This is a genomic window from Tenacibaculum sp. M1.3A (genome assembly GCF_057732375.1).
Window position 1 is genome coordinate 169,682 of record NZ_JBYJEF010000007.1, and the last position, 24,286, is coordinate 193,967.

The 24,286-nt window shown below is 31.5% G+C and carries 23 protein-coding genes; 10 read left to right on the forward strand and 13 right to left on the reverse strand.

What is annotated here, in order from left to right; translation table 11 throughout:
- Position 1 precedes the first annotated feature (1 nt).
- The 3 genes from AC28QF_RS11610 to AC28QF_RS11620 form a co-directional block, all read right to left on the reverse strand.
- Positions 2-646 carry a SanA/YdcF family protein gene (locus AC28QF_RS11610; RefSeq protein WP_488201880.1) on the reverse strand — a complete coding sequence of 215 codons (645 nt, stop codon included), beginning with the start codon at positions 644-646 and terminating at the stop codon, positions 2-4.
- Position 647: 1 nt separating this feature from the next.
- The gene (gene yaaA / locus AC28QF_RS11615) at positions 648-1,406 is read right to left on the reverse strand and encodes a peroxide stress protein YaaA (RefSeq protein WP_488201879.1); all 759 of its coding nucleotides are present in this window, start codon (positions 1,404-1,406) and stop codon (positions 648-650) included.
- Positions 1,407-1,505: 99 nt separating this feature from the next.
- Positions 1,506-2,285 carry an MBL fold metallo-hydrolase gene (locus AC28QF_RS11620; RefSeq protein WP_488201878.1) on the reverse strand — a complete coding sequence of 260 codons (780 nt, stop codon included), beginning with the start codon at positions 2,283-2,285 and terminating at the stop codon, positions 1,506-1,508.
- A 78-nt stretch (positions 2,286-2,363) separates the two neighbouring features.
- Here AC28QF_RS11620 and AC28QF_RS11625 point away from each other — a divergent pair, with 78 nt between their 5' ends.
- The 4 genes from AC28QF_RS11625 to AC28QF_RS11640 all read left to right on the forward strand — a co-directional run bounded on the left by AC28QF_RS11625 (position 2,364) and on the right by AC28QF_RS11640 (position 5,457).
- A complete protein-coding gene (locus AC28QF_RS11625) occupies positions 2,364-3,806 on the forward strand; it encodes a TonB-dependent receptor (protein ID WP_488201877.1) in 1,443 nt (480 codons plus the stop codon).
- A gap of 62 nt (positions 3,807-3,868) precedes the next feature.
- Positions 3,869-4,414 (forward strand): RNA polymerase sigma factor, encoded by a 546-nt coding sequence (locus AC28QF_RS11630; protein ID WP_488201876.1) that lies wholly within the window; start codon positions 3,869-3,871, stop codon positions 4,412-4,414.
- Positions 4,415-4,447: 33 nt separating this feature from the next.
- Positions 4,448-4,981 carry a hypothetical protein gene (locus AC28QF_RS11635; protein ID WP_488201875.1) on the forward strand — a complete coding sequence of 178 codons (534 nt, stop codon included), beginning with the start codon at positions 4,448-4,450 and terminating at the stop codon, positions 4,979-4,981.
- 2 nt (positions 4,982-4,983) lie between these two features.
- Positions 4,984-5,457 carry a sensor of ECF-type sigma factor gene (locus AC28QF_RS11640; RefSeq protein WP_488201874.1) on the forward strand — a complete coding sequence of 158 codons (474 nt, stop codon included), beginning with the start codon at positions 4,984-4,986 and terminating at the stop codon, positions 5,455-5,457.
- Positions 5,458-5,471: 14 nt separating this feature from the next.
- Here AC28QF_RS11640 and AC28QF_RS11645 read toward each other — a convergent pair whose 3' ends face one another.
- The 7 genes from AC28QF_RS11645 to idi all read right to left on the reverse strand — a co-directional run bounded on the left by AC28QF_RS11645 (position 5,472) and on the right by idi (position 10,257).
- On the reverse strand, positions 5,472-5,669 hold the full coding sequence (locus AC28QF_RS11645; RefSeq protein ID WP_488202025.1) for a hypothetical protein: 198 nt from the start codon (positions 5,667-5,669) through the stop codon (positions 5,472-5,474).
- A gap of 138 nt (positions 5,670-5,807) precedes the next feature.
- The gene (locus AC28QF_RS11650) at positions 5,808-6,074 is read right to left on the reverse strand and encodes a hypothetical protein (protein ID WP_488201873.1); all 267 of its coding nucleotides are present in this window, start codon (positions 6,072-6,074) and stop codon (positions 5,808-5,810) included.
- A gap of 21 nt (positions 6,075-6,095) precedes the next feature.
- Positions 6,096-6,722 (reverse strand): CatA-like O-acetyltransferase, encoded by a 627-nt coding sequence (locus AC28QF_RS11655; RefSeq protein ID WP_488201872.1) that lies wholly within the window; start codon positions 6,720-6,722, stop codon positions 6,096-6,098.
- Positions 6,723-7,409 carry an HAD family hydrolase gene (locus tag AC28QF_RS11660; RefSeq protein WP_488201871.1) on the reverse strand — a complete coding sequence of 229 codons (687 nt, stop codon included), beginning with the start codon at positions 7,407-7,409 and terminating at the stop codon, positions 6,723-6,725.
- Between the two features lie 949 nt (positions 7,410-8,358).
- The gene (locus AC28QF_RS11665; protein WP_488201870.1) at positions 8,359-9,330 is read right to left on the reverse strand and encodes a type I phosphomannose isomerase catalytic subunit; all 972 of its coding nucleotides are present in this window, start codon (positions 9,328-9,330) and stop codon (positions 8,359-8,361) included.
- 2 nt (positions 9,331-9,332) lie between these two features.
- Complete coding sequence (locus tag AC28QF_RS11670) at positions 9,333-9,746, reverse strand: 6-pyruvoyl trahydropterin synthase family protein (RefSeq protein WP_488201869.1); 414 nt, start codon at positions 9,744-9,746, stop codon at positions 9,333-9,335.
- Positions 9,739-10,257, reverse strand: coding sequence for an isopentenyl-diphosphate Delta-isomerase (idi, locus tag AC28QF_RS11675; protein ID WP_488201868.1), 519 nt, complete (start codon positions 10,255-10,257; stop codon positions 9,739-9,741). The genes AC28QF_RS11670 and idi overlap by 8 nt, the downstream gene beginning before the upstream one ends.
- Before the next feature lie 107 nt (positions 10,258-10,364).
- Between idi and AC28QF_RS11680 the strand changes: the two genes are divergently transcribed.
- The 6 genes from AC28QF_RS11680 to AC28QF_RS11705 all read left to right on the forward strand — a co-directional run bounded on the left by AC28QF_RS11680 (position 10,365) and on the right by AC28QF_RS11705 (position 17,714).
- A complete protein-coding gene (locus tag AC28QF_RS11680) occupies positions 10,365-11,954 on the forward strand; it encodes a peptide chain release factor 3 (protein ID WP_488201867.1) in 1,590 nt (529 codons plus the stop codon).
- A gap of 156 nt (positions 11,955-12,110) precedes the next feature.
- Positions 12,111-13,613, forward strand: coding sequence for a hypothetical protein (locus AC28QF_RS11685; protein WP_488201866.1), 1,503 nt, complete (start codon positions 12,111-12,113; stop codon positions 13,611-13,613).
- A 125-nt stretch (positions 13,614-13,738) separates the two neighbouring features.
- The gene (locus tag AC28QF_RS11690; RefSeq protein ID WP_488201865.1) at positions 13,739-14,668 is read left to right on the forward strand and encodes a peptidylprolyl isomerase; all 930 of its coding nucleotides are present in this window, start codon (positions 13,739-13,741) and stop codon (positions 14,666-14,668) included.
- Between the two features lie 181 nt (positions 14,669-14,849).
- A complete protein-coding gene (locus AC28QF_RS11695) occupies positions 14,850-15,440 on the forward strand; it encodes a hypothetical protein (RefSeq protein WP_488201864.1) in 591 nt (196 codons plus the stop codon).
- 186 nt (positions 15,441-15,626) lie between these two features.
- Positions 15,627-16,301, forward strand: coding sequence for an energy transducer TonB (locus tag AC28QF_RS11700; protein WP_488201863.1), 675 nt, complete (start codon positions 15,627-15,629; stop codon positions 16,299-16,301).
- 291 nt (positions 16,302-16,592) lie between these two features.
- Positions 16,593-17,714, forward strand: coding sequence for an energy transducer TonB (locus tag AC28QF_RS11705; RefSeq protein WP_488201862.1), 1,122 nt, complete (start codon positions 16,593-16,595; stop codon positions 17,712-17,714).
- A gap of 1,145 nt (positions 17,715-18,859) precedes the next feature.
- Here the strand turns inward: AC28QF_RS11705 and AC28QF_RS11710 are convergent.
- The 3 genes from AC28QF_RS11710 to AC28QF_RS11720 all read right to left on the reverse strand — a co-directional run.
- On the reverse strand, positions 18,860-21,010 hold the full coding sequence (locus tag AC28QF_RS11710) for an OmpA family protein (protein ID WP_488201861.1): 2,151 nt from the start codon (positions 21,008-21,010) through the stop codon (positions 18,860-18,862).
- Between the two features lie 11 nt (positions 21,011-21,021).
- Positions 21,022-21,945 carry a PorP/SprF family type IX secretion system membrane protein gene (locus tag AC28QF_RS11715; protein WP_488201860.1) on the reverse strand — a complete coding sequence of 308 codons (924 nt, stop codon included), beginning with the start codon at positions 21,943-21,945 and terminating at the stop codon, positions 21,022-21,024.
- A gap of 16 nt (positions 21,946-21,961) precedes the next feature.
- On the reverse strand, positions 21,962-24,286 hold a 2,325-nt coding region (locus AC28QF_RS11720; RefSeq protein ID WP_488202426.1), incomplete at its 5' end, for a T9SS type B sorting domain-containing protein.

A 24,286-nucleotide genomic window follows, 5' to 3' on the forward strand; every position in this document is an offset into this window, starting at 1 on the left:
ACTACTTTACTTCAATAGGTTTTCCTAAAAATTTAGGCTGCACATTTAGTACGATATCAACAAAAACTTTAACCCTTGCTAAATACTCTCGTAAATGAACTTTAAATCCGTATTTACGAGAAACACCTTTGGCATTAAAACCGATTGCTTTAATACCAAAGTAATTTGCTAAATAGATAGCCCTTTCATTATGGAATTGCTGCGACACAACAGTTACAGAAGTTTGGCCGAATATTTCTTTTACACGCACCACAGAATCTAGCGTTCTAAAACCCGCGTAATCTAAAAAAATTTTATCTTCAGGAATCCCGGCTTTTATTAAATCGTTTTTAAACCTAGACGGTTCATTGTATTCCTTTGTACCGTTATCTCCACTAACGATTATATATTCTATTTTACGTGACTTGTATAATTCTACTGCCGCATCTATTCTGTACTTATAATACAAATTTACTTGTCCACTTACTAAATATTTACTTGTACCTAAAACCAAACCTACTTTGTTTTCGGGTATTTCATTTACACTTGTATATATTTTATCTGCTGCTTTTTTTTCAACTAAAAAATTACATAAGTAAATAACAAGCAATACTAAGAAAGTTAGCACGCCACATAATTTTATCAGCTTAATTATTACTTTTCTCATTTTATCTAGTGAAAAATAATTCATTTTTAGTAGACATTTCTTCAGAAAACCTGTAATTATCAACATCAAAACCTTTTAACGCTTCTATTGTTTTTACATCATTTTCAATAATATAACGCACCATTAAGCCTCGTGCTTTTTTAGCATAGGTCATAATCGTTTTATACTCTCCGTTTTTAAGATCTTTAAAAACAGGCGTTATCATGGGCACTTTTAAAACTTTTTTTGGCAAAGCTTTAAAATACTCTGTACTTGCTAAATTAATTAATAACTCGTTATCTTTTAATTCGGCATTTAAAGAATCTGCCAAATCAGTATTCCAGAATTGATATAGATTTTCTGTTCTTCCTATTTTTAACTTGGTACCCATTTCTAAACGATACGGCTGAATTAAATCCAATGGTCTTAACAATCCGTATAAACCAGATAAAATTCGAAGTCTGTCTTGCAAAATCGGTAATTTATCTTCAGAAAGCGTTGTTACCTCAATACCTCTAAAAACTTCACCCGTAAAAGAATAAATGGCTTGTTTTGAATTTTCAATTTCAAACGGTGTTTGCCAATCTTGATTTCTATCATAATTTAAACTTGCCAAGTCATCAGAAATCTTCATTAAATCACTCAACTTTTTTCGAGAAAGTGTTTTTAATTTATTGTTTAATTTTTTTGATTGTTCTAAAAATCGTGGCTGTGTATATACATCGGTATTCGCTTTGTTTTCAAAATCTAAGGACTTTGCCGGAGATATAATTATTTTCATTCAACTAGTATTTTATGTAAAAATAAGGAGCTCTTTTAAAATTGCTGCTTAATTATAGTAATTTAAATCAATCACAGTATCAAAATATATAATACGCTTTTATATTGTTAATCCGTCATATGCTAAAAACACATTTTCTGGCAGCTCTTTTTCCACCTCTTCATGCAAGCCTAACAACTCACTAATATGCGTTAAATATGCTTTCTTCGGATTTAATTCTGCTATAAAAGCCAATGCTTCCTCTAAATTAAAATGTGTTGCATGAGGCTCTTTACGAAGTCCTGTTACAATTAGCACATCTAAATTAGCTAATTTCTTTTTTTCTGCTTCGGATATTGTTTTAATATCTGTAAGATACGCTATATCATTAAAGCGATACCCTAAAATTGGCAATCGGCCGTGCAATAATTCAACGGGCGTAACTTTCACATCCTCTAAAAAAAAACTTTGGTGATGAGAAATAATATTAGAAGCTACTTTTGGCGCACTAGGATACCTGTTTTCAGTAGCAAAAATATAATCGTATCTCTTTTCAAGCACCGCTAAAACCCTTTCTGATGTATAAATAGGCACAGCTCCTATTTGAAAACAATACGGTCTTATTTCATCTAAACCAGCAATATGATCGGCATGCTCATGGGTAAATAAAATTCCGTTTATCGACTCCACATTTTCACGTATCATTTGCTGACGAAAATCAGGTCCACAATCAATCACATAATTTATAGCATCCCAAGAAATTATAATTGAAGAACGCAATCGCTTGTCTTTCGAGTCTTTAGACAATGCTACAGGATGCTTACTTGTAATCATTGGAACGCCTGTAGAAGTTCCTGTACCTAAAAAAGTTACTTTTAATTGCTTTTTTTTATCTCTCATTACCACAAAAATACAATAAAAATTATCTGATAAGTCCTATTTTCAGTACATTTGTTATACGTAACAAAAAACAATAAAATGGCAATTACGCTTAAAGGAGATCAAAAAATAAGCACGGTACCTACGACTGACAGCAAAGCTTTAAAAATCAATTTAAATGCTCATATTTATGGAACATTTGCTGAAATTGGTGCTGGTCAAGAAACCGTTCGTAATTTTTTTAGAGCTGGTGGGGCTTCGGGTACAATTGCAAAAGCAATGAGTGCTTATGACAAAGATTTTTCTGATGCAATTTATGGCGTAGAAAATGACAATCGTTATGTTACCGAAAAAAGATTAAAAAAGATGTTAAGACATGAAATGGACTTAATTGAAGAACGTCTTGACCGTCAGAAGCATCCTGAAAAATTATTTTTTAGTTACGCAAATACCGTTGCAACCATTAACTTTTCTAAAAAGTTTAAAGGTCATGGCTGGATTGGTATTCGTTTTCAATTAGATCCGCTTGAAGATTATAACGAAATCATCTTACACCTTCGTTTTAAAGAAACTGATGCCCGCCAACAACAAGAAACATTAGGTGTTTTAGGTGTTAATTTAGTTTACGGAGCTTATTATTTAAATGACAGCCCTAAAGAACTATTAAAATCTTTCTACGACAATATTGATAGCGATCGGTTAGAGATTGACATGGTTAATTTCTCTGGCCCTCGTTTTATGTATGTTGATAACCGTTTAATGAGTTTACAGTTAGTGAAAAACGGCATGACAAACGCCGTAATGTTTGGTCCTGATGGAAACAACTTACTACCTGCTCAAGTATTGTACAAAAAGAATATTTTAGCGCTTCGCGGAAGCTATCGCCCTGTTACGAAAGTAAATATGGATATGTTTGAGCGCTCTAAAGAATTATTCTTAGCAGAAAAAAAGGTGAATCCAGAAAAAACACAAGTTATTTTCGAAATCACTTTAAGCAACCTCCGTGCTGAAGGAGAAATTAACGAACGTGATTTCTTAGACAGGGCCGAACTGCTTTGTGCACTTGGCCAGAATGTAATGATTACCAATTACCAAGAGTATTTTAGATTGGTAGACTACTTTAGTGAGTTTACGAAAGAAAGAATGGGATTGGCTATGGGCGTTAATAATCTTATTCAAATTTTTGATGAAAAATATTATCGCGACCTAAGTGGTGGTATTTTAGAAGCATTTGGTAAACTTTTCTACCGAGATCTAAAAGTATACATGTACCCATATAAAGATGAAGAAACGAACGAGTTTATTACCAGTGATAATTTAAAGGTGCACCCAAGAATGAAAGAACTTTACAAGTTCTTTAAAAACAATGGTAGACTTATTGATATTGAAAATATTGACGAGGAAAGCTTACATATTTTCTCTCGAAAAGTGTTAAGAATGATTAAAGAAAATGAGGAAGGATGGGAAAAAATGTTACCAGCAGGAGTTTCTGAAACCATCAAAGAAAAACGCTTATTTGGTTGTTCTAGAAAGCGATCATAAATAATTTAATTTTCTTTTAAACCTTTTAGTGTCTTTAAAGTCTAACTATTAAACAACTTTAGTTGACCGACGAACTTACACTTATAGCAGCGCTACAGAATTCTAAAACAAAAGAAGTAGCCTTTAAACAAATACTATCGCTTTACAAAGAGCGATTGTATTGGCATATACGAAAGATTGTTGTTTCACATGATGATGCTGATGATGTTTTACAAAATACATTTATCAAAATTTTTAAAAATATTGATACTTTTAAAAACGACAGTAAACTTTATTCTTGGATGTATAGAATTGCAACCAACGAGTCTATAACCTTTATTAATAAAAGAGCTAAAGAGAAAAATGTTGACATTGCTGATTACCAACAACAATTAGTTTCTAATTTAGATAGCGACCATTGGTTTACAGGAGATGAAATTCAACTTATTTTACAGCAAGCAATTGCTACTTTACCTCAAAAACAACAACTCGTTTTTAATATGAAGTATTTCGATGAAATGAAATACACTCAGATTTCCGAAATATTAGAAACTTCTGTTGGAGCCTTAAAAGCATCCTATCACATTGCTGTGAAAAAAATAGCACAATTTATTAAAAACCATAATTAAACCTTTCACAAAAAATACAGTCTTAGAAGAGAGATGGATAAAGATTTAAAAAATAACATAGATTTCATAAATAATAAGACAGGTAAGAAAACTGGATTTTCATTACCTGAAAATTATTTTGAAGAAATGGAGTCTACTTTCTTTTCTTCAGAAACTACGGTAGCTGTATCTAAAGAAAACACTTTTAAAACTCCTGCCAATTACTTTGATACGGTTGAAGAAAATATTTTAACAAATCTTAAAGCAGCACCTAAAGAAGTAAAAGTTATTTCTTTGTACAAAAGAGTACTCGACTTTATTCCTATTGCAGCAGCAGCATCTGTTTTATTGTTTATCGGTTTAAATTACCTTACATATAGTAGTAAAGATAATTTTAACACTATAACACAAGCAGATATAGCTTCTTGGTATGAAAACGGGTATGGAGATACCGACACTAATGAATTGGCAATTGTTTTAGAATCTTCTGATTTTGAAGATAATATTTTACCTTCAATTGCTACTGAAAATTTAGAAGATTACCTAAACACCATTGATAGTTCTACCCTTATAAATGAAATTCAATAAAAATGAAACAACACATATTCACCTTAGTATTCGTATTATTCTTAGGTCTTTTATCTAACCAAGCACAGTCAAAAAAAGGAAGTACAGAAAAAATACGTACGTATAAGATTGCCTACTTAACAGAAAAATTAAATTTAACAGTGGCTGAAGCTCAAAAATTTTGGCCTATTTACAATAAATACGACAAAAAGAAAATGGAGCTTCACAGAGAGAAGCGTTTTAATATTAAAAACAGGATACTTAAAAACGGAGGAATTGATGATTTATCTGAAAAAGATTCTAAAGAAATTTTAGAAAAATTTCAATCTATAAACAAACAAGAATATGAAATGAAAATATCTTTTCATTCGAAGGTTTCAAAGATATTATCATTTAAAAAAATACTTACACTACAAATTTCTGAACACGAGTTTAACCGTAAGCTCATGCAAAAATATAGAACAAAAAGAAATAAGAACAAAAAAGAAGCTAATTAGCTTCTTTTTTGTTCTTATTTCTTTACAAGTGCCAAACAAACATATAAATCTGGTTTGTTTGCTGTAAATTGTTTTAACCATATTGTTAGTTCCTCTACTTCATAAGGCAGTAACCTATTTAATGCTTTTTCTAATTCTCTACAAAATAAATCTGTATTGAAACTCACTTTCTTTAATACAGTCTTAGTGTACTCGTACATTGCTCTTGCCATGTTGCTTAAGGGGGAATTAATTGTTAATATTACTGAACGTAATTTACGAAAAAAAATCCCTTTGTTCATGTTAAATTTTTGCAAAAAAAATCCGACCCTTTATAAAGAGTCGGATTTAAACATTTAACTTACAGCTTATTATAAGTTATTTACCTTTTCGATTAAAGCATTTGCTTTCTCCTCTAATTCAGTACTTATTGCTTTAAAATGTGCTTTTTTATCTTCAACTTTCTTAGCATTTATCTTTGCTATTAAACCATCGTAAGTTTCAAAAACCTCATCAACAAGCGCTTCTGATTTTTCTTGATCTACCTCTGGGTTTAATTGCGCAGATAATCTACAGATATCAATAATATCTCCTAAAGTATAATCGATATCTTTTTTTAAGTTTTTAATACTTGCCATAATTATTATTTTTTTGCAAAATTAATCGATTTTATCTAATTCAGCCTGAAATTTATCAAAAAATTGTCCTACGTGGTATCCGTCTACTAAAGCATGGTTTACATTCACTGCTACGGGCATCTTTTTCTTATTATTTTCTAACTTTATTTTTCCGAAAGCAACTTGCGGAATACTATCGTTTTTGTTACCCGAACTTGGTTCTTTATGACTGGTAAAGGAAACCCAAGGCACAGCCGAACAATGTATACAACCTAAGGAATATTTTTCAGGAAACAAATCGGTTGAATTCACAATGCGTTCTTTTTCTTTTTGAAAATTTGCGTTAAACACTTCAAAATCATCTGAAAAATCTATGTATGAAAACCCGAAAGTATGATCGGATCTTGCAATGGTTGCCGATGCATTTATTACTTCATAAATAGCAATTTTATCTTCTTCTATTCTATATTTAAAGTTTTCTACGGCATTAATAGCCTTCATACACGCGTGTAAATAGCGCGCAAAAAACGATTGTTTTCTTTCTTTTGCTACGTTATAACATTTAGAAACATCTACCTCTGCGACAATACCGAATGTTGGATCTGCTAATGTTCTAAAATGTTTAAAGTGCTGCTTTCTATTCCAGTTTTCTATATCTAAATACTTCATTTATAAAAAAGTTAATACTTCTGTAATTTTAGCAACTGTTTTATAACTGTCTGACTTTTGTTCATTACTTACCTCTTCGTGTGCCCAAGTAGTATGAAAAGGAACATGCACTGCAGAAGCACCTAATTCGACTAACGGTAAAACATCTGATTTTAATGAATTACCAATCATTAATAATTCAGACGGGTTGATATCTAAATGCTGTATCAACCTAAAATAATCCTTTTCCTTTTTATCGCTCATCACCTCTGTATGGTGAAAGTATTTTGAAATCCCTGATTTTTCTAGCTTCCTTTCCTGATCTAACAAATCGCCTTTTGTGGCAACAATTAATTTGTACTTGCCTTGTAATTTTTGCAACACCTCTTCTACCCCTTCTAATAAATCGATGGGTTGCTCGAGCATTTCTTTACCAATCTCTAAAATTCTATCGATGGTTTTTGGATTGATTTTATAGTTGGATACTTCCAACGCACATTCTACCATCGAAAGCACAAAACCTTTTACACCATAACCGTAAATTTTCAGATTGTCGATTTCTTTTTTATACAATTCTTGGTGAATCTTATTTTCAGTTTCATAACCAGACAACAACTTTGCAAACTCATTCTCTGCTTCTCTAAAATAAGTTTCGTTTACCCACAAAGTATCATCCGCATCAAAAGCAATTACTTTTATATTATTCATTTGCTAATTGTTTAATTGGTAATATTTAGATTAATATCTTTAAATAACCAGTGCTTTAAGACTGTTAAAAATCATTGTAAACACATTTTTCATACACCTCAAAGATACATATTTATACAACTTCTTACCTTTTACTTGCAGTCGCTTCTTAATTATTAAACATTAATATTTTCTTTTTTTTATTGTTTTGTAAAAACTTTTGCTATTTTTGATTCCTCATGAAAGTACTTTTAAACATTTATCGCTTTATTTTAAACACTATCAACATGATGATGTATAAAACTTGTATGCGCAAACAATATGTGCCTATTAAAAAAAGTACTTTAGAGAACAGCTTTAAACAACGGTTTTAAAAACCTACATTTAATACAAACTACAAAAGGTGCTTTTTTATAAAAAAGCACCTTTTTTTATTTACCACTATTTAAACTATACCCATGATGAAAACAGTAAAAAACACCCAACGAATTAACATGTATTTAAACCGCATAATGTATTCAGTTAAAAACACTTTTTTTAGAAAATCGAATTTCCCACCAATAAACTCCTTACACCATGCAAACTTATAACCTACCAAAAAATCACAATTTTCAATTTATTGTTAACAAAAAACAAGTTAACAAAAACAAAACACTAAAAACGTCAATTTTATATCATAAAATTGAAACTACCGTAACTTCATCTCTTAACGTTTATAAACCTGCATCTAGTATCAGCTTTAAAAGTATCACATTTGACTTTATAGAAAACGCTTTTCTAAACGATAAACTTATTATTCATAATTATATTAAAAAACTGAGTGACACCGAGGTTTTTTTACACATTACAGTATCTAAAAAAGCGGAAAAAGAGCACAATATTATCTGCAAAGCTGTATTTGGTTACAACTTTTTAAATGTGTCTTAAATTTGAGATTGGTTACAGACTCAAAATGAATTTTGAGTCTGTTTTATTTTATATAAACTTCTAAAAGTTTGGTGTTTTGAGCTAATATATTAACTTTTTTAATACAAGCAGGCACTAAAATAGTTTCTCCTATTTGTAACTTTTCATGTTGATTTTCATATTCGAAAATCGCAGTTCCTTCTACACACATATAAATTACAAAACTATCTTTATCTTCATGATTTACAGTGTGTTTTTTTGTTAAGTGCAAAAAATTTGTTGTAAAATATTTACAATCCACAATGTTTGATGGTTTATTTTTTTTCTTAAGATACTCTGCTTTATAATTCGATTTTGCCGAATAATCTATAGCATCTAAAGCTAAATCTAAGTGCAAGTCTCGCTGTTTCCCATTGGCATCTTTTCTGTTCCAATCAGAGATACGATACGTAACGTCGGATGTTTCTTGAATTTCAGCTAACAAAACACCTTTCCCTATGGCATGTACTCTACCTGCAGGCACTAAAAAAGTATCCCCTTTTTTCACAAAATCTACATTTAGCAATGCTGTTTCATTCCCTGCTTCTATCGTTTTTACAAAAGAATTCTTATCAGCTTCTTCAGAAAAACCAACTATAATTTTTGCACTTTTATCGGCATTTATAACATACCACATTTCGGTTTTACCCAAAGAATTGTGTCTTTTTTGTGCTAAAATATCGTTAGGATGTACCTGTAAACTTAATTTTTTCTTGGCATCTATAAACTTGATCAAGAGCGGGAATTTATTTTGAAAGATGCTATACACTTTATCGCCTAAAACATCATGTTTAAATTCTTTTATCAATTCATTTAAACCTCTTCCTTTTAGATGACCATTACTAACGATAGAAATATCGTTTTCTACATCAGAAATTTCCCAACTCTCACCAACATCTTTGCTATCCGTTTTTTTATTGAGTAGCGTGTGCAATTTTTCTCCTCCCCAAATTTTGGACTTTAAAATAGGTTCGAATCGTAATAATTGACTTATCATAATTAGTTACCGCTATAGGTTACAAAGTTTCTTGGGGTTTCATATAACGTAATTTCTAAGTCTAATTTTTCAGGAATACTTACACGTAATTTGTTAAATATTACTACCGATATATTTTCGGCTGTCGGAATTATTTCTTTAAACTCTGGTACTTCTATATTCAAATTTTTGTGATCAAAAGCATCTTCTACTTCCTTCTTTATCAATTCTCGTAATATACCTAAATCATACACATAGCCCGTATCTGCATCTATTTCGCCTGTTAACGAAACAATTAATTCGTAATTATGACCGTGATAATTAGGATTGCTACATTTTCCGAAAACTTGCAGGTTTTTTTCATCAGACCATTTTGGGTTAAATAATCTATGTGCTGCATTAAAATGCGCTTTTCTATGTACTGTTACTCTAGGCATTTTTTAAGGCTTCGTAAGATTCTTTAAATATAATTTTAAACCAAACGGTATATATTTCCGGTTTACTTTCAATATCTTTTTTTACAGCTTCTAAAGTCATCCATTTATAAGATGCCACCTCTTCAGGGTTTATATTTGGCTCTCCGTTAAAATCTCCAACCATTACATGATCCAATTCATGCTCTGTTAATCCGTTATCAAAAGGCGCTTTGTAAATAAAAGAAAACACTTCTTTCAACTCACAAACAAATCCCATTTCTTCCTGCAATCGGCGTTTTCCTGCCGCTAAATTTGTTTCTCCTTCTCTTTGATGTGAACAGCAAGTATTTGTCCATAATAACGGAGAATGGTATTTCTCTGCTGCGCGTTGCTGCAACATCAATTCCTTCTTATCGTTAAAAACAAAAACTGAAAATGCCCTGTGTAATAATGCTTTTTCATGAGCTTCAATTTTTTCCATCAACCCTATTTGATTGTCTTGCTCGTCTACTAATATTACTTGTTCTTTCATCTATTTAATTTACGAAAAACAAACTTACAAAAATGATATCAGTTCAACAATTAAACCTTTGAACAGTTAAGCATTAAACCTTATCTTTGCAGCCTTAAAATTTATAGATGAGTTTTTTAAAAGAAATACAAAAACGACGTACGTTCGGAATTATATCACACCCTGATGCAGGTAAAACTACTTTAACTGAAAAGTTATTATTATTTGGTGGTGCTATTCAGGAAGCTGGAGCTGTTAAAAACAACAAAATAAAAAAGGGAGCAACTTCCGATTTTATGGAGATTGAGCGTCAGCGTGGAATTTCAGTTGCTACTTCGGTATTGGCTTTTATTTATAAAGACAAAAAAATAAACATTTTAGATACGCCTGGTCACAAGGATTTTGCAGAAGATACTTTTAGAACTTTAACCGCTGTAGATAGTGTTATTGTGGTAATTGATGTTGCAAAAGGTGTAGAACCTCAAACCGAGAAATTGGTAGAAGTTTGTCGTATGCGTAAAATACCAATGTTGGTATTCATTAATAAATTAGATCGTGAAGGTAAAGATGCGTTCGATTTATTAGATGAGGTAGAGCAAAAACTTGGTTTACGTGTTACACCGATGAGTTTCCCTATCGGAATGGGTTATGATTTTAAAGGAATTTACAATATTTGGGAAAAGAAATTAAATCTTTTTTCGGGTGATAATAAAACAAAAATTACAGAAGGACTTCAGTTCGATGATCTTTCAAATCCTAAGTTAGATGAAATTATTGGAAAAGCTGCTGCAGAAACTTTGCGAGAAGAATCTGAATTAGTATTCGAAGTATATCCTGAATTTAATCAGCAAGAATATTTAGCTGGCGATTTACAACCTGTTTTCTTTGGTTCAGCTTTAAATAATTTTGGTGTAAAAGAATTGTTAGATGCTTTTATTGAAATAGCACCGCAACCACAACCTAAAAAAGCTGAAGAGCGTTTAGTAGACTCTAAAGAAGAAAAATTAACAGGCTTTGTTTTTAAGATTCATGCAAACATGGATCCTAAACACAGAGACAGACTTGCTTTTATAAAAATTGTTTCAGGAACTTTTAAAAGAAACTCTCCGTATTTACACGTTCGTAACGGCAAGAAGATAAAGTTTTCTAGTCCGAATGCATTTTTCGCAGAGAAAAAACAAATTGTAGATGAATCTTTTCCTGGTGATATTGTTGGTGTACATGACACCGGTAACTTTAAAATTGGTGATACCTTAACCGAAGGAGAAGAATTAAACTTTAAAGGAATTCCGAGTTTCTCTCCAGAACATTTCCGTTATGTAAACAATGCCGACCCAATGAAATCTAAACAACTATACAAAGGTTTAGATCAATTAATGGATGAAGGTGTTGCGCAATTATTTACAATGGATATGAACGGACGTAAAATTGTAGGTACTGTTGGTGCTTTACAATACGAAGTTATTCAGTACCGTTTAGAGCATGAATATGGTGCAAAATGTACCTATGAAAATATTTCTGTACACAAAGCATGTTGGGTGCAAGCCGAAGATGAAAAAAACGATGAGTTTAAAGAATTTAAACGTGTTAAACAGCGTTATTTAGCAAAAGACAAACAAGGTAAATTGGTCTTTTTAGCAGATTCTTCTTTTACATTACAAATGACACAAAGTAAATACCCTACCGTTAAACTACATTTAACAAGTGAGTTTGAATAGGTAATAATTGGTTTTAAGCATTTATTGAACATGAATAATAAAAATTACAACGTCATTACGAGGAACGAAACAATCTTTTCATCTATTGAGAGATTACTTCGTTTTACTCGCAATGACGTTTTTTTATCTTTTATCTTTTGTCTTTTATTCTTCACCTTGTTTAGTCAAGAAAACCTATCAACCTTAAAAGGTAAAGAACTACAAACTAAAGTCCGTTTAAATTTTATTCCCGTTCAAATGCCTACGGATGCATTTCCTAATTTAAAACCAACCATGGGACTGGCAGGTTTACATTATCAAATACCAATTAACGATTGGTTGTATGGTGGTGCAGGTTTTCATTTTGCAACTACAGGAGACCAAGGTGGTTTATTTACATTAGGTGCCGAAATTGGTATAAACAAAAAAGTATATAAAAATTTATACATGGATGCTAACTTCCATTTTGGTGGTGGTGGTGGATACCGAAATTTGGTGAACGATGGCGGATTTATAAATCCGAATATAGGTTTACAATACAAAAAAAATAACTATTCGGTTGGTGTACAATACAGTCACTTAAATTTTTTATCAGGCGAAATAAAAAGTAATTCGGTTTCTGTTTTTGTTGAAATTCCGAGTGTATTGCGTTTTACTGATTATGATAAAGCACATCAAAAATTTGCTGCAACGAATCTTTCTTCTGATGATTTTTGGAGCAAGCCAGTAGTAAAAAACGTACAACAAGTTCGTTTCGATTTCTTTAAACCTTTCGGAAATTCCAAAAAGGACAAAGGAGACGTTTTAGATGAGTCATTATATGTAATCGGATTTGAATATCAGAAATACCTATCAGAAAACACCTTTTTATTCGCGCATACCGATGCTATATACAAAGGATTACGTGCTGGTTTTATGGATTTATTTTTTGGTGCTGGTTATCACCCCTATCAATCGAAATACATTAATATTTTCACAAAATTAGGAATTGGTGCTGCAGGTGGTCGTGTTGCTCCTGAAGGCGGCTTAATGATTTATCCATCTGCCGGAATCGATTTAAAACTCTCAAACAAATTAGCCATCAGTGGTCACGGAGGTTATTACCGTGCTGTTGCAGGTGATTTAGAAGCCTATACCGTAGGATTTGGTTTTAAATACTTCGGATTAAATGGCGGAACAACATCCGAAGGGAAAAAATATAACAAATTTTACACACAAGGTTTGCGCGTTGAAATTCAGAATCAATCGTATTTTGATGTTGCAAAAACCGATGATGTATTTGATGCTACAGCCATCGATTTACAATTGATTGGTTTAAAAGTAAATTTCGACCTTAACAAATGGTTGTATATTGCTGGTGAAGCAAGTTTTGCTTATGACGGACGCTCTGGTGGTTATGCACATGGATTGGTTGGAGGTGGAATATACTCGCCTCGATTTTTAAATACTAAAGTCCGTGGTTTTGCCGAACTTATGGCAGGAGCTGGTGGTGGTGCAGGTGTAGATACAGACGAGGGAATTATTGTGCGCCCCACCTTAGGTTTAAGTTATGATATTACAAATGGCGTTGCAATTATAGCTTCAGCTGGAAAATATTATTCGCCTTTCGGAAATGTAAAATCGACGAATATGAATATTGGTTTAAGTTTTAACTTAGCCACTTTATCCGTAAAAAATTAATTATATAGTATGCTTGCGCTAGGGATTGAAGTGACATCCTTTTATAAAGAATGCATAAAAGATATAACGGAAAGCCCGCTCGAGCGCCCAAATAAATTAAAGTTTAATTAGTAAATAATAGTAGAATGAATAACGGAATTTACGCAAAGTTCACAACGCCAAAAGGCGACATTTTAGTGAATTTAGAATACGAGAAAACTCCTGGAACTGTAGGTAACTTTGTTGCTTTAGCAGAAGGAAATTTAGAAAACGAAGCTAAACCACAAGGAACTCCATATTACAATGGCTTAAAGTTTCACCGTGTGATTTCTGATTTCATGATACAAGGTGGTTGTCCACAAGGTACAGGAACAGGAAACCCAGGTTATAAATTTGATGATGAATTTCATCCTGATTTAAAGCATGACGCTCCTGGTAAATTATCAATGGCAAATGCAGGACCAGGAACAAACGGTTCTCAGTTTTTTATTACACACACAGCAACCCCTCATTTAGATGGTAACCATACTGTTTTTGGAAGCGTTGTAGAAGGACAAGATGTTGTAGATGCTATTCAGCAAAACGACACAATGGATGTTGAAATTATTCGTGTAGGAGAAGCTGCTGAAAAATTTAACGCTGTTGAATCTTTTAGATCTTTTGAAGGATCTCGTGAAAAACGTGAGGTTGAAGAATTAGCAAAGCAAAAAGAATTGTTAGACTCTGTTGCAAAAGGTTATGACGAGACTCCGTCTGGATTACGTTACAAAATATTACAAAACGGAGAAGGGAAACAAGCTACCAAAGGCGCTAATGTATCTGTGCATTATAAAGGGCAGTTATTAGATGGTACTGTATTTGACTCTTCTTATAAGCGTAAGCAACCAATCGATTTTGCTATTGGTATGGGACAAGTTATTGCAGGATGGGATGAAGGAATTCAGTTATTAAAAGTTGGAGACAAAGCAAGATTTGTAATTCCGTCTAATTTAGCATACGGAAAAGCTGGTGCTGGAGGTGTAATTCCGCCAGATGCTACTTTAATTTTTGATGTAGAGTTGATGCATGTAAAGTAATTTACATTTCGATTAAAACATTGTAAAAACTCTCTATTGAAAAATAGGGAGTTTTTATTTACAGTAAACTAACCTTGCTAACATTAATTACATGATATGGTAAAACACAAATTACAATTGCTTAAAATGAAATAAAACTCAATTTTTCATCTTTACAGTGTAAGAAAAACTATCTGCAAAAATGAAAAAACTACTCTTCATAATTCTACTATTATTTTTCAATTTAATTAATTTTTACAGTCAATCTAAAGTATGTAAAGCTACGGAAGAGGATACGATTGATTTAAATGAAATTTCAATTAAAAAATGTGATATCAGTAAGAAAAAAGACACTAGGAAAATTACAAGAAAAAAAATTAGCAGCCGTCCTAGAAAAACTAAAAACACAACAAGTTACAAATCAAAAAACCTTTCTAGAGAAGTGTTGTTTACATTAGTAGAAGAAATTCCAATGTTTGAATCTTGCAAAAAAAGTACTAGAAAGAATAATATTAAATGTTTTAAAAGAAAAATTAACAAGCATTTTTCAAAAAATTTTTATGCAACGGAATTTGATAATGAAACTATTAAAGATAAGATTTTTATACAATTTAGTATAGATCTTTATGGTAATATTATTAATTCAAGAATAAAAAGTAAAAAAAACAACAAAGCACTACATAAAGAATTAAATAGAATATTACATAAATTACCTCGCTTTATCTCTGGTAAAGAAAAAGGTTTACCCGTTATTGTTACATATTCTTTTCCACTTAATTTAATATTAAATTAGGAAGATAGAAAAACAACTTTGTAAAAGTTAATAAAATTACAAACCGAAATAATACGGAATAAATATAGAACACTCGCTTTAAGCTTTTAACGTTAAATTAACATTATCTTAATCTAAAAAAGAATATTGAACTGACTAAATATAGCTATTTTCACACTTTATTAATTAACCCTTAACCAACCAACTATGAGATTCCCCTTCAATATAGTTATAGCCTTATTTATATCTGCTATGGCTATTTCACAAGAAAAATGTGAAACTCCTGACGAAGCAATCGAAGACCTTAACACTATTAGTATCACTAAATGCTCTATTGATGATGTTAAAAATGCATTAGAATCTGACGATGACAAACAAGTTTCTGTAAGACGGCATATTAGAAAATCGAAAAGTAATGTATCAATAGAAGCAAATAGCAAGATTAAGAAAATTAAGAATAATACAGTTTTACTTGAAAAATTAACTATTAAAAAAGACGTTGTTTCTTCTTTGAAGAGAATACCTTTTCATTTGGTTGAGCAAATACCTTTATTTTCTAAATGTAAAAATTCACCTTTACTTGAACAAGCTAAGTGTTTTGAAAAACAAATGATTAAACATGTTGTTGAAAACTTTAGTTATCCTGAAAGTGCTAAAGCTAAAAATATTGAAGGTAGAGTTATGGTACAATTTACTATTGACAAAGAAGGTAAAGTTGTAAACGTTAAAAAAAGAGGTCCTAAAGGAGGTGAACTTTTAGAAGAGGAAGCTGTAAGATTGATAAATAAATTGCCTAATTTTATTCCAGGTAAACATAATGGCAATTTAGTTAACGTGAAATATGCATTACCTATTACTTTTAAAACACCTAAAAAGGCATAATCAATTTACAAAAAAATTATTAAAAAATCCTGTTAGATACTATTCTAATGGGATTTTTCATCAAAAAAAACATTTTATATAGCTATATTTAAATAAGAATGTTCTTAATAAATAATTTAAAAAAGCTTTTAATAATATTAAAGCAAGAAACATTTATTAATAAAACCATAGTAACTAGCGCTTTAAATAAAAATTAAATTACAATAAATTTTATATTGTAATTTAATTTTTATACTTTTACAACTCAAACATGTTAACAAATCATGTTAACCCCTTAAATAGAGTGCGATTATGAAGAAATTCCCCTTACTAATAACTGCTATGCTTTTTTCTATAATTGCTGTTGCACAACAAGAAGTATGTGCTACGGCTGACGAAACTATAGCGGATCCTAATAGTATTACAAAATGTGCTATTGAAGAAACTAAAGATGGTGAAAAGAAGCAATTATCAATCGAAGTTTCTACAAGAAGACGTGTTGTACGTAAAAAAAATGAAGCTGTTTCTGCGATTGGAGGAAATGGTACTTCTCAAAAATTGGCTAATATTAAGAAAAACACTTTATTAGTTGGTAAACTCGAATTAGAAGATAATTCTGAAACTATTGAAAGAATTCCATTTAACCTTGTTGAAGAAATTCCTTTATTTTCAAAATGTAATAATGTTCCTTTAATGAAACAAGCTAAATGTTTTGAGACTCAAATGTCAAAACATATCATGAAAAATTTTAGATATCCACAAGATGCATTTGATGCTGGTATTCAGGGAAGAGTTTTAGTGCAGTTTACGATTGATGAACAAGGTAATGTTAGTACTATTCAGATGAGAGGACCTCAAAATGGTGAATCTCTAGAAAAAGAAGCTAGTCGAATTGTAAAGAACCTTCCTACATTTATACCAGGTAAGCATAACGGTAAAACCGTAAAAGTTAAATATGGTATACCTATTACTTTCAAACACCCTAATCCTAGAGCTGTTAAAACTCAAGTAGCGAAAAGGGTTGTTAAAAAACAAACATCTATTGTAAAAAAGGAAAAATTAATTACCGACTTCATTAAGTTTGATAAAGTACAGACTATTCCTTTATTTAAAACTTGTTTAAAGGTTACGGATACAGAAAAAGAAAATTGTTTTAATGAAAGAATGGTTAGCCATATTCAAAGAAACTTTAACTATCCTGCTGCAGCTGCTGAGCAAAATATAGAAGGTAAAGTATGGGTTCGTTTTATTATTGGAAAAGAAGGTGAAGTAAGTAATATAAGAATGAGAGGACCTAAAGGCGGTGAATTATTAGAGCAAGAAGCTAAGAGAATGGTTACTAAGCTATCTACTTTTGTCCCAGGTAAGCAAGATGGTAAATTAGCAAATGTAGAATACTACATCCCTATTAATTTTGCTTTGCAAGATGAATAAATTTTAAATAAGATACTATATCGTTCATATTTAGTAATAAAAAGAAAGCAGGACAACATATTATTGTCCTGCTTTCTTTTTATGTTTATATTATATACATAACTCAAATGTAATTTTGTAATAGTTTAAATACGGTACGGGATTAAGCAAAAAAACGTTACAAATGTTTGAATTGTAGTAAGATTTCTAATGGAGGAAAATAAACTTTTATACAACTAGCAGTCAAAAATGGATGCTCAGAAAGAACAAGCCAACGTAAACCAAATCTTTATCAACTAAAGATTGTCGTGATAGCACCTAAGAAAGTTATTTTTTAATGGACAAAATCTTATTAGAGAAAGAAATTTTGACTTAATGTTGTTAAAGTAGCATACAATAAAGAAAATATTCTTTGGTAATAAATCAAATCATAAACTAACACATTGTACATAAAAAGTATTAAAAATCTAAATTCTAAAGTTTTTGAGGTTGCTGCTATTGTTTTGTGATAGCAGAAAAGGATTAGTTGGAGCGTTTAATTCTTTAATTTTTGTCACGTTACTGCAATAAGAAGATATATATCTAAAAAAAACAAAAATGCATGCACCTATTGATTTGAAGATACATGTAGCTATGCTAAAAAACACTTATAAAGAATTATTTGAAGGCCGATTAAGGCTGTGTTTATTAAGTTTGGCAAGCTTTTTAAATCAGCGAATAATTAATATTGAAACAGGTAAAAGTAACTCTATTCATAAACGACTCAGAAATGAATATAGAAGCCTTACTACAAATATAACGTGGTTATTTAAATGGTATAATCATATCAAATTAAACATTCCAAATACAACTAACATGAATAATGGTCATTTCTCTGATTTTAAAAAAACTTAGAAATCATAATGGATTGACCAAAAAAAATAAGTTTTTAAAACCAAAAATAAACTGATAAAATCATCAGAAAAAGATCAACCTTTTTGTCTAATACGTCTATTATTAATAGTGTATTATATTTACTTAAAAACTAATAATTTCTTTATTGTAAATACCTCAATAAAGGCTATATACATGTAATTGATCTTTATAAATACATAATAGAATAGTATGTCAAAGTAAAAAACTCCCATTGTGGGAGTTTTTTAGGGGAAATTTAAAGGGGTACTACTTTAATTTTTGTAATCTATTTTAAAATCTTTTTTATCCGTTTCACAGTCTTCTTCTTTGCCTATAAGGCATTTATTAGAAGCAGGATCGGACTTACCTTTCTTTTTAAAGTTCTTTTTTAAGAAAAGTAAAAAATTATTCTTTTTTGTTATTCTTTTTTTAACTGCTAATTTTTCAGCTATTTGTCTTTCTTTTATTTTATCGGTTCCTTTAACTATATAAAAATAAGAACGCCTATTTTTTTGATGCTCTTCTTCTGTACATTTCTTTTTATTTGAATCGTTACATTTGTTTAATAATTGATCTTCTCCAAAACCAACTGCACTTATGACTCTATTTTTATCTATACCACGCGATACGATGTATTCCTTGGTTGATTTAGCCCTTTTATCCGACAAATTTCTATTATAATCACTAGGTCCTCGGCTATCAGTATGGGATTCAATTTTTATACTTACCTCCGGGTGATTTGTCATTACCATTACAATACTTTCTAGCTCATATTGCGCATCTTCTCTTATAATTTCCTTACCATAATCAAAGTATATAGGGTTTATAACAATTTGATCTCCTATGATTAGAGGTATTAAGTTTAAATCGATTTTATTAGCTTTTCCTTTAACTATCGAAACTCTCTTCTTATCTTTTGATCTATGATCTAGTTTACTTGCAAAAACAGTGTATGTATTATCACATAAAACTTCTTCAAAGAGATAACTACCATTGTTATTAGAAAACGTTTCTTTTATAACCTTTCCTTGATTATCTAATAGTTTTATTAATGCCCCGTCAATTGGAGTGTTATTAATTTTTTCGGTTACAACACCTGCTATAGATTCAGCACAAATTAAAGGTTCTGTATACATATAAAAACTATAAATATCATCATCTCCTTTACCACCTATCCTATTTGATGAGAAAAACCCTTTTTTACCTTTTTCATCTATATAAAAAGAAAAGTCATCTCTTTTACTGTTAAAAGGATGTCCTAAATTCTTGGCTTTTGAATATATAGAGTCATTTTCTATTTTAGATTGAAATATATCTAAAAGACCTAAACCTAAATGTCCGTTTGAAGAAAAATACAAGGTATTATCTAATCCTATATAAGGAAACATTTCTTTATCGGATGTATTTATGGTTTCACCCAAATTTACTGGAGTTCCATACTGATCATTTTCTAATATAGCAACTTTATATATATCTGTAGCTCCGTATCCTCCTGGCATAGTAGATACAAAATATAATGTTTTTTCATCAGCACTTAAAGCTGGATGACCAACAGAGAATTCTTCCCCATTAAATGGCAATTCTTTTACATTAATCCAATACCCATTTACAAAACTTGCTTTATATATTTTTAGATTTGAGGTATTCTTTTTATCCCTTCTAGCCTTTTTTCCGTTTGCATTATTCCTTGTAAAATAAATTGTTCTACCATCTTTCGTAAAAACAGGTGTAGATTCATGAAAGTCTGAGGTAATTGGAAACTCTAATAAACGAGGATTTACCAATGTTAAAACCGTATCTTTTTCGTTCTCTTCAAGTGATTTAATTTCCTCACTTGCCTTATATATATTTAAAAAAGGTTGATTATTCCATTTATAAATACGTTCATTTTTACCCCCTTTTGGAGCTGCTGAAGTATAATATACTTTACCATTTAGAAGAAATCCTCCAAAATCAGATAATTCTGTATTAATAGCTAAATTTCTAACTCCAATTCTTACATCTTCATTGTCATATTCTAATAAATAATTTTCTTTTTTTAGAGCCTTTTTCCTGTTACTACTATCTGAAGTATTTAGTGTCAAAAAGATTGAATCAGATTTTTGATACTTACCATTACTTCTTAATACTTGTGCATATTTAAATAAATGTTTATCCTCTAGTTTTTCTTTATGTGTTAAAACAAGTTTTTTATACCAAATCTCGGCTTGTTCTGTTTCTGCATTATTATAGTAAGAAGCTGCTAATCGACTTAACACATGTTTAGAAGTGTCTCCTTTTTTTTCTACTAAATCTTTATATAATTTAGCAGATTGTACATAAGAGAACTCGTCAAAATAGCGATCTGCTACTTTTTTACTTTGCCCTGAAATTTTTACCGTTACTACTAGTAATAGCAATAAGATTAATTTTTTTAAATTCATATAATGTAATTTTAAAAGAATCTAGGGGATCTATATTTTGTATTTCTTAATAATTCATATCGTAACATTAATTCGTGAGTACCTGAATTTGTTACATTATAGTTAGAAGTTGTTAAATCGTATGAATATCCTATGAGGAGTTTATCTGAAACCTGAAAACCTAATAAAGCGCTTAAAGAATCATTCCATCTCCAACCTAAACCAACTCTAAATTTTTCACTAAACAATAAGTTTGCTGAAACATCTAAAGATAAAGGAGCTCCTGAAACTGCTTTTAATAAAACCGCAGGTTTTAATTTTAAATCTTCGTTTATATCGTATACATAACCCGCTATAAAGAAAAAATGCATTCTTTCTACAGCTGTTTCTCCTAAAGGATTTTCGGCGTCATAATGTTCTTTTCTTAAAATATTAGGCACTGATAAACCAACATACCAATCTGGCTCGTAATAATAAATACCAGCTCCGATAGTTGGTAAAAACTTGTTGATATTTTCTTCTAGAATCTCCTCATTTTCATTTACTTGTCCTTTACTCCAATCGATATTTAATAATCTACCTCCTAAACGTAAACCAAAAGCTAAATTCCCTTCCTGACCAGTTTCAATAGTATATGATAAATTTGCATCTAAATAAATTTCGCTAGAAGGACCTATTTCATCATTCATTAAATTAACAGCTAAACCTAATCCTGAATACCCAATAGGTGTATCGTAACTTATATTTTGTGTATTAGGTGCACCATCAAAACCAACCCATTGAGTTCTTCCAATAGCCGTAATTACACCATGCCCTCTAGATCCAGCATATGCTGGATTAACACTCGCTGTATTATACATATACTGAGTATATTGAGGATCTTGCTGAGCTTGTGTAATTGTTACTATACACAAGCTAAACACAAAAATCAAAATTATACTTGTAGTAAATTTCATTTAAAATAATTAATTATTATCTATTAATATAAATCCAACCTTTTCTAACCGGTGATCCATTTCCTAAATCTAATACATAAAAATAGGTTCCAACAGGTAACTTATCATCTGCATTAAGGTTTGCTCTACCCTTAGAAATACCTCTAAATACTTTATCATTATTATTATAACCCTTTACTTTATAAACAGTATTACCCCATCTATTAAATATCTCTAAAGTATTATTTGAGAAGTTTTCTATACAATCGATTACAAGATAATCATTTATATTATCATCGTTAGGTGTAAATTCATTATAAATAACAACACAAGTATCTAAATCTACGGCATCTCCGAAGTTAGCATCATCTCCATCTACACTATCTGCAATTCCATCGCCATCTACATCAGTTCCACTGTCGCCTACTGTCCCGTTTCCACCATCCGTTGGGTCAGTTGGATCCGTATCGTTTACATCTGTGTTTCCTGCATCTCCAAAGTTCCCATTATCTTCATCTACTTCATCTAAGATTCCGTCTCCATCACTATCAGATCCATCAACAATTCCGTCTCCGTTTGTATCTGATTCTTCGTTTCCTCCTTCTACAACATCGTTGATTCCGTCGTCATCACTATCTAAATCTTGATAATCTGGTACACCATCGCCATCGCTATCAATTACATCTGATACATTTCCTGAGCCTGATCCAAATCCTGAAGTATCTCCATCTAAACTATCTGAAATACCATCACCATCTGTATCTGATCCGCCTGTATCATTTGCATCAATAACACCATCGTTATTAGTATCTAAACCACCATTTCCGTTTTCGATTATATCATTGATTCCGTCGTTATCGCTATCTAAATCTTTATAATCTGGCACCCCATCGCCATCAGTATCTGGCTCTTCATCTGTATCTACTGATGCGTCTGCTTGACCATCGCCATTTGTATCGGCTCCTGATGCCCCATCATTAGCATCAATAACTCCGTCGTTATTAGTATCTAAATCACCGTTTCCGCCTTCATCTACATCTAAGATTCCGTCATTATCACTGTCTAAATCTAAACTATCGATAACTCCATCACCATCTGTATCTCCGTTTCCTTCTGCTGTATCTGGAATACCATCGTTGTCATCGTCTAAATCATCTGCATCTGAAATTCCATCGCCGTCGGTGTCAATTGCATCTCCGAAGTTAGCATCATCTCCATCTACACTATCTGCAATTCCATCGCCATCTACATCAGTTCCACTGTCGCCTACTGTCCCGTTTCCACCATCCGTTGGGTCAGTTGGATCCGTATCGTTTACATCTGTGTTTCCTGCATCTCCAAAGTTCCCATTATCTTCATCTACTTCATCTAAGATTCCGTCTCCATCACTATCAGATCCATCAACAATTCCGTCTCCGTTTGTATCTGATTCTTCGTTTCCTCCTTCTACAACATCGTTGATTCCGTCGTCATCACTATCTAAATCTTGATAATCTGGTACACCATCGCCATCGCTATCAATTACATCTGATACATTTCCTGAGCCTGATCCAAATCCTGAAGTATCTCCATCTAAACTATCTGAAATACCATCACCATCTGTATCTGATCCGCCTGTATCATTTGCATCAATAACACCATCGTTATTAGTATCTAAACCACCATTTCCGTTTTCGATTATATCATTGATTCCGTCGTTATCGCTATCTAAATCTTTATAATCTGGCACCCCATCGCCATCAGTATCTGGCTCTTCATCTGTATCTACTGATGCGTCTGCTTGACCATCGCCATTTGTATCGGCTCCTGATGCCCCATCATTAGCATCAATAACTCCGTCGTTATTAGTATCTAAATCACCGTTTCCGCCTTCATCTACATCTAAGATTCCGTCATTATCACTGTCTAAATCTAAACTATCGATAACTCCATCACCATCTGTATCTCCGTTTCCTTCTGCTGTATCTGGAATACCATCGTTGTCATCGTCTAAATCATCTGCATCTGAAATTCCATCGCCGTCGGTGTCTAAACAAATACCTGTAGAAGAAACATTCATCGTTATTCCGCTACTAGTTGCCTCACAACCTGTTGTTATATTTACAACACGAACCGTTACTTCCTGTCCATCAGTTAAACTTGTACTCGTATATGTTGCCGTTGCTGATTGTACTTGAACAATTGCTGCATCTACTAAAAACTCATATTCGTCTCCACCTGTTGCCGTAAAAGTTACACTTTCGTTTTCACAGATCGTATTATCTGCATCATTACTTGTTAAACCTGCTACTGGTAAATCTTCATCTACTGTTACTGTTACTGTATCTGCTACACTTGAACATCCTGTTGCTGTCTCTGTTAC

Excerpts from the sequence above, each read along its gene's own strand:
- AC28QF_RS11610 (WP_488201880.1), bottom strand. The coding sequence starts at position 646 with ATGAGAAAAGTAATAATTAAGCTGATAAAATTATGTGGCGTGCTAACT.
- yaaA (WP_488201879.1), bottom strand. The coding sequence starts at position 1,406 with ATGAAAATAATTATATCTCCGGCAAAGTCCTTAGATTTTGAAAACAAA.
- AC28QF_RS11620 (WP_488201878.1), bottom strand. The coding sequence starts at position 2,285 with ATGAGAGATAAAAAAAAGCAATTAAAAGTAACTTTTTTAGGTACAGGA.
- AC28QF_RS11625 (WP_488201877.1), top strand. The coding sequence starts at position 2,364 with ATGGCAATTACGCTTAAAGGAGATCAAAAAATAAGCACGGTACCTACG.
- AC28QF_RS11635 (WP_488201875.1), top strand. The coding sequence starts at position 4,448 with ATGGATAAAGATTTAAAAAATAACATAGATTTCATAAATAATAAGACA.
- AC28QF_RS11640 (WP_488201874.1), top strand. The coding sequence starts at position 4,984 with ATGAAACAACACATATTCACCTTAGTATTCGTATTATTCTTAGGTCTT.
- AC28QF_RS11645 (WP_488202025.1), bottom strand. The coding sequence starts at position 5,669 with ATGGCAAGAGCAATGTACGAGTACACTAAGACTGTATTAAAGAAAGTG.
- AC28QF_RS11650 (WP_488201873.1), bottom strand. The coding sequence starts at position 6,074 with ATGGCAAGTATTAAAAACTTAAAAAAAGATATCGATTATACTTTAGGA.
- AC28QF_RS11655 (WP_488201872.1), bottom strand. The coding sequence starts at position 6,722 with ATGAAGTATTTAGATATAGAAAACTGGAATAGAAAGCAGCACTTTAAA.
- AC28QF_RS11660 (WP_488201871.1), bottom strand. The coding sequence starts at position 7,409 with ATGAATAATATAAAAGTAATTGCTTTTGATGCGGATGATACTTTGTGG.
- AC28QF_RS11665 (WP_488201870.1), bottom strand. The coding sequence starts at position 9,330 with ATGATAAGTCAATTATTACGATTCGAACCTATTTTAAAGTCCAAAATT.
- AC28QF_RS11670 (WP_488201869.1), bottom strand. The coding sequence starts at position 9,746 with ATGCCTAGAGTAACAGTACATAGAAAAGCGCATTTTAATGCAGCACAT.
- idi (WP_488201868.1), bottom strand. The coding sequence starts at position 10,257 with ATGAAAGAACAAGTAATATTAGTAGACGAGCAAGACAATCAAATAGGG.
- AC28QF_RS11680 (WP_488201867.1), top strand. The coding sequence starts at position 10,365 with ATGAGTTTTTTAAAAGAAATACAAAAACGACGTACGTTCGGAATTATA.
- AC28QF_RS11690 (WP_488201865.1), top strand. The coding sequence starts at position 13,739 with ATGAATAACGGAATTTACGCAAAGTTCACAACGCCAAAAGGCGACATT.
- AC28QF_RS11695 (WP_488201864.1), top strand. The coding sequence starts at position 14,850 with ATGAAAAAACTACTCTTCATAATTCTACTATTATTTTTCAATTTAATT.
- AC28QF_RS11700 (WP_488201863.1), top strand. The coding sequence starts at position 15,627 with ATGAGATTCCCCTTCAATATAGTTATAGCCTTATTTATATCTGCTATG.
- AC28QF_RS11705 (WP_488201862.1), top strand. The coding sequence starts at position 16,593 with ATGAAGAAATTCCCCTTACTAATAACTGCTATGCTTTTTTCTATAATT.
- AC28QF_RS11710 (WP_488201861.1), bottom strand. The coding sequence starts at position 21,010 with ATGAATTTAAAAAAATTAATCTTATTGCTATTACTAGTAGTAACGGTA.
- AC28QF_RS11715 (WP_488201860.1), bottom strand. The coding sequence starts at position 21,945 with ATGAAATTTACTACAAGTATAATTTTGATTTTTGTGTTTAGCTTGTGT.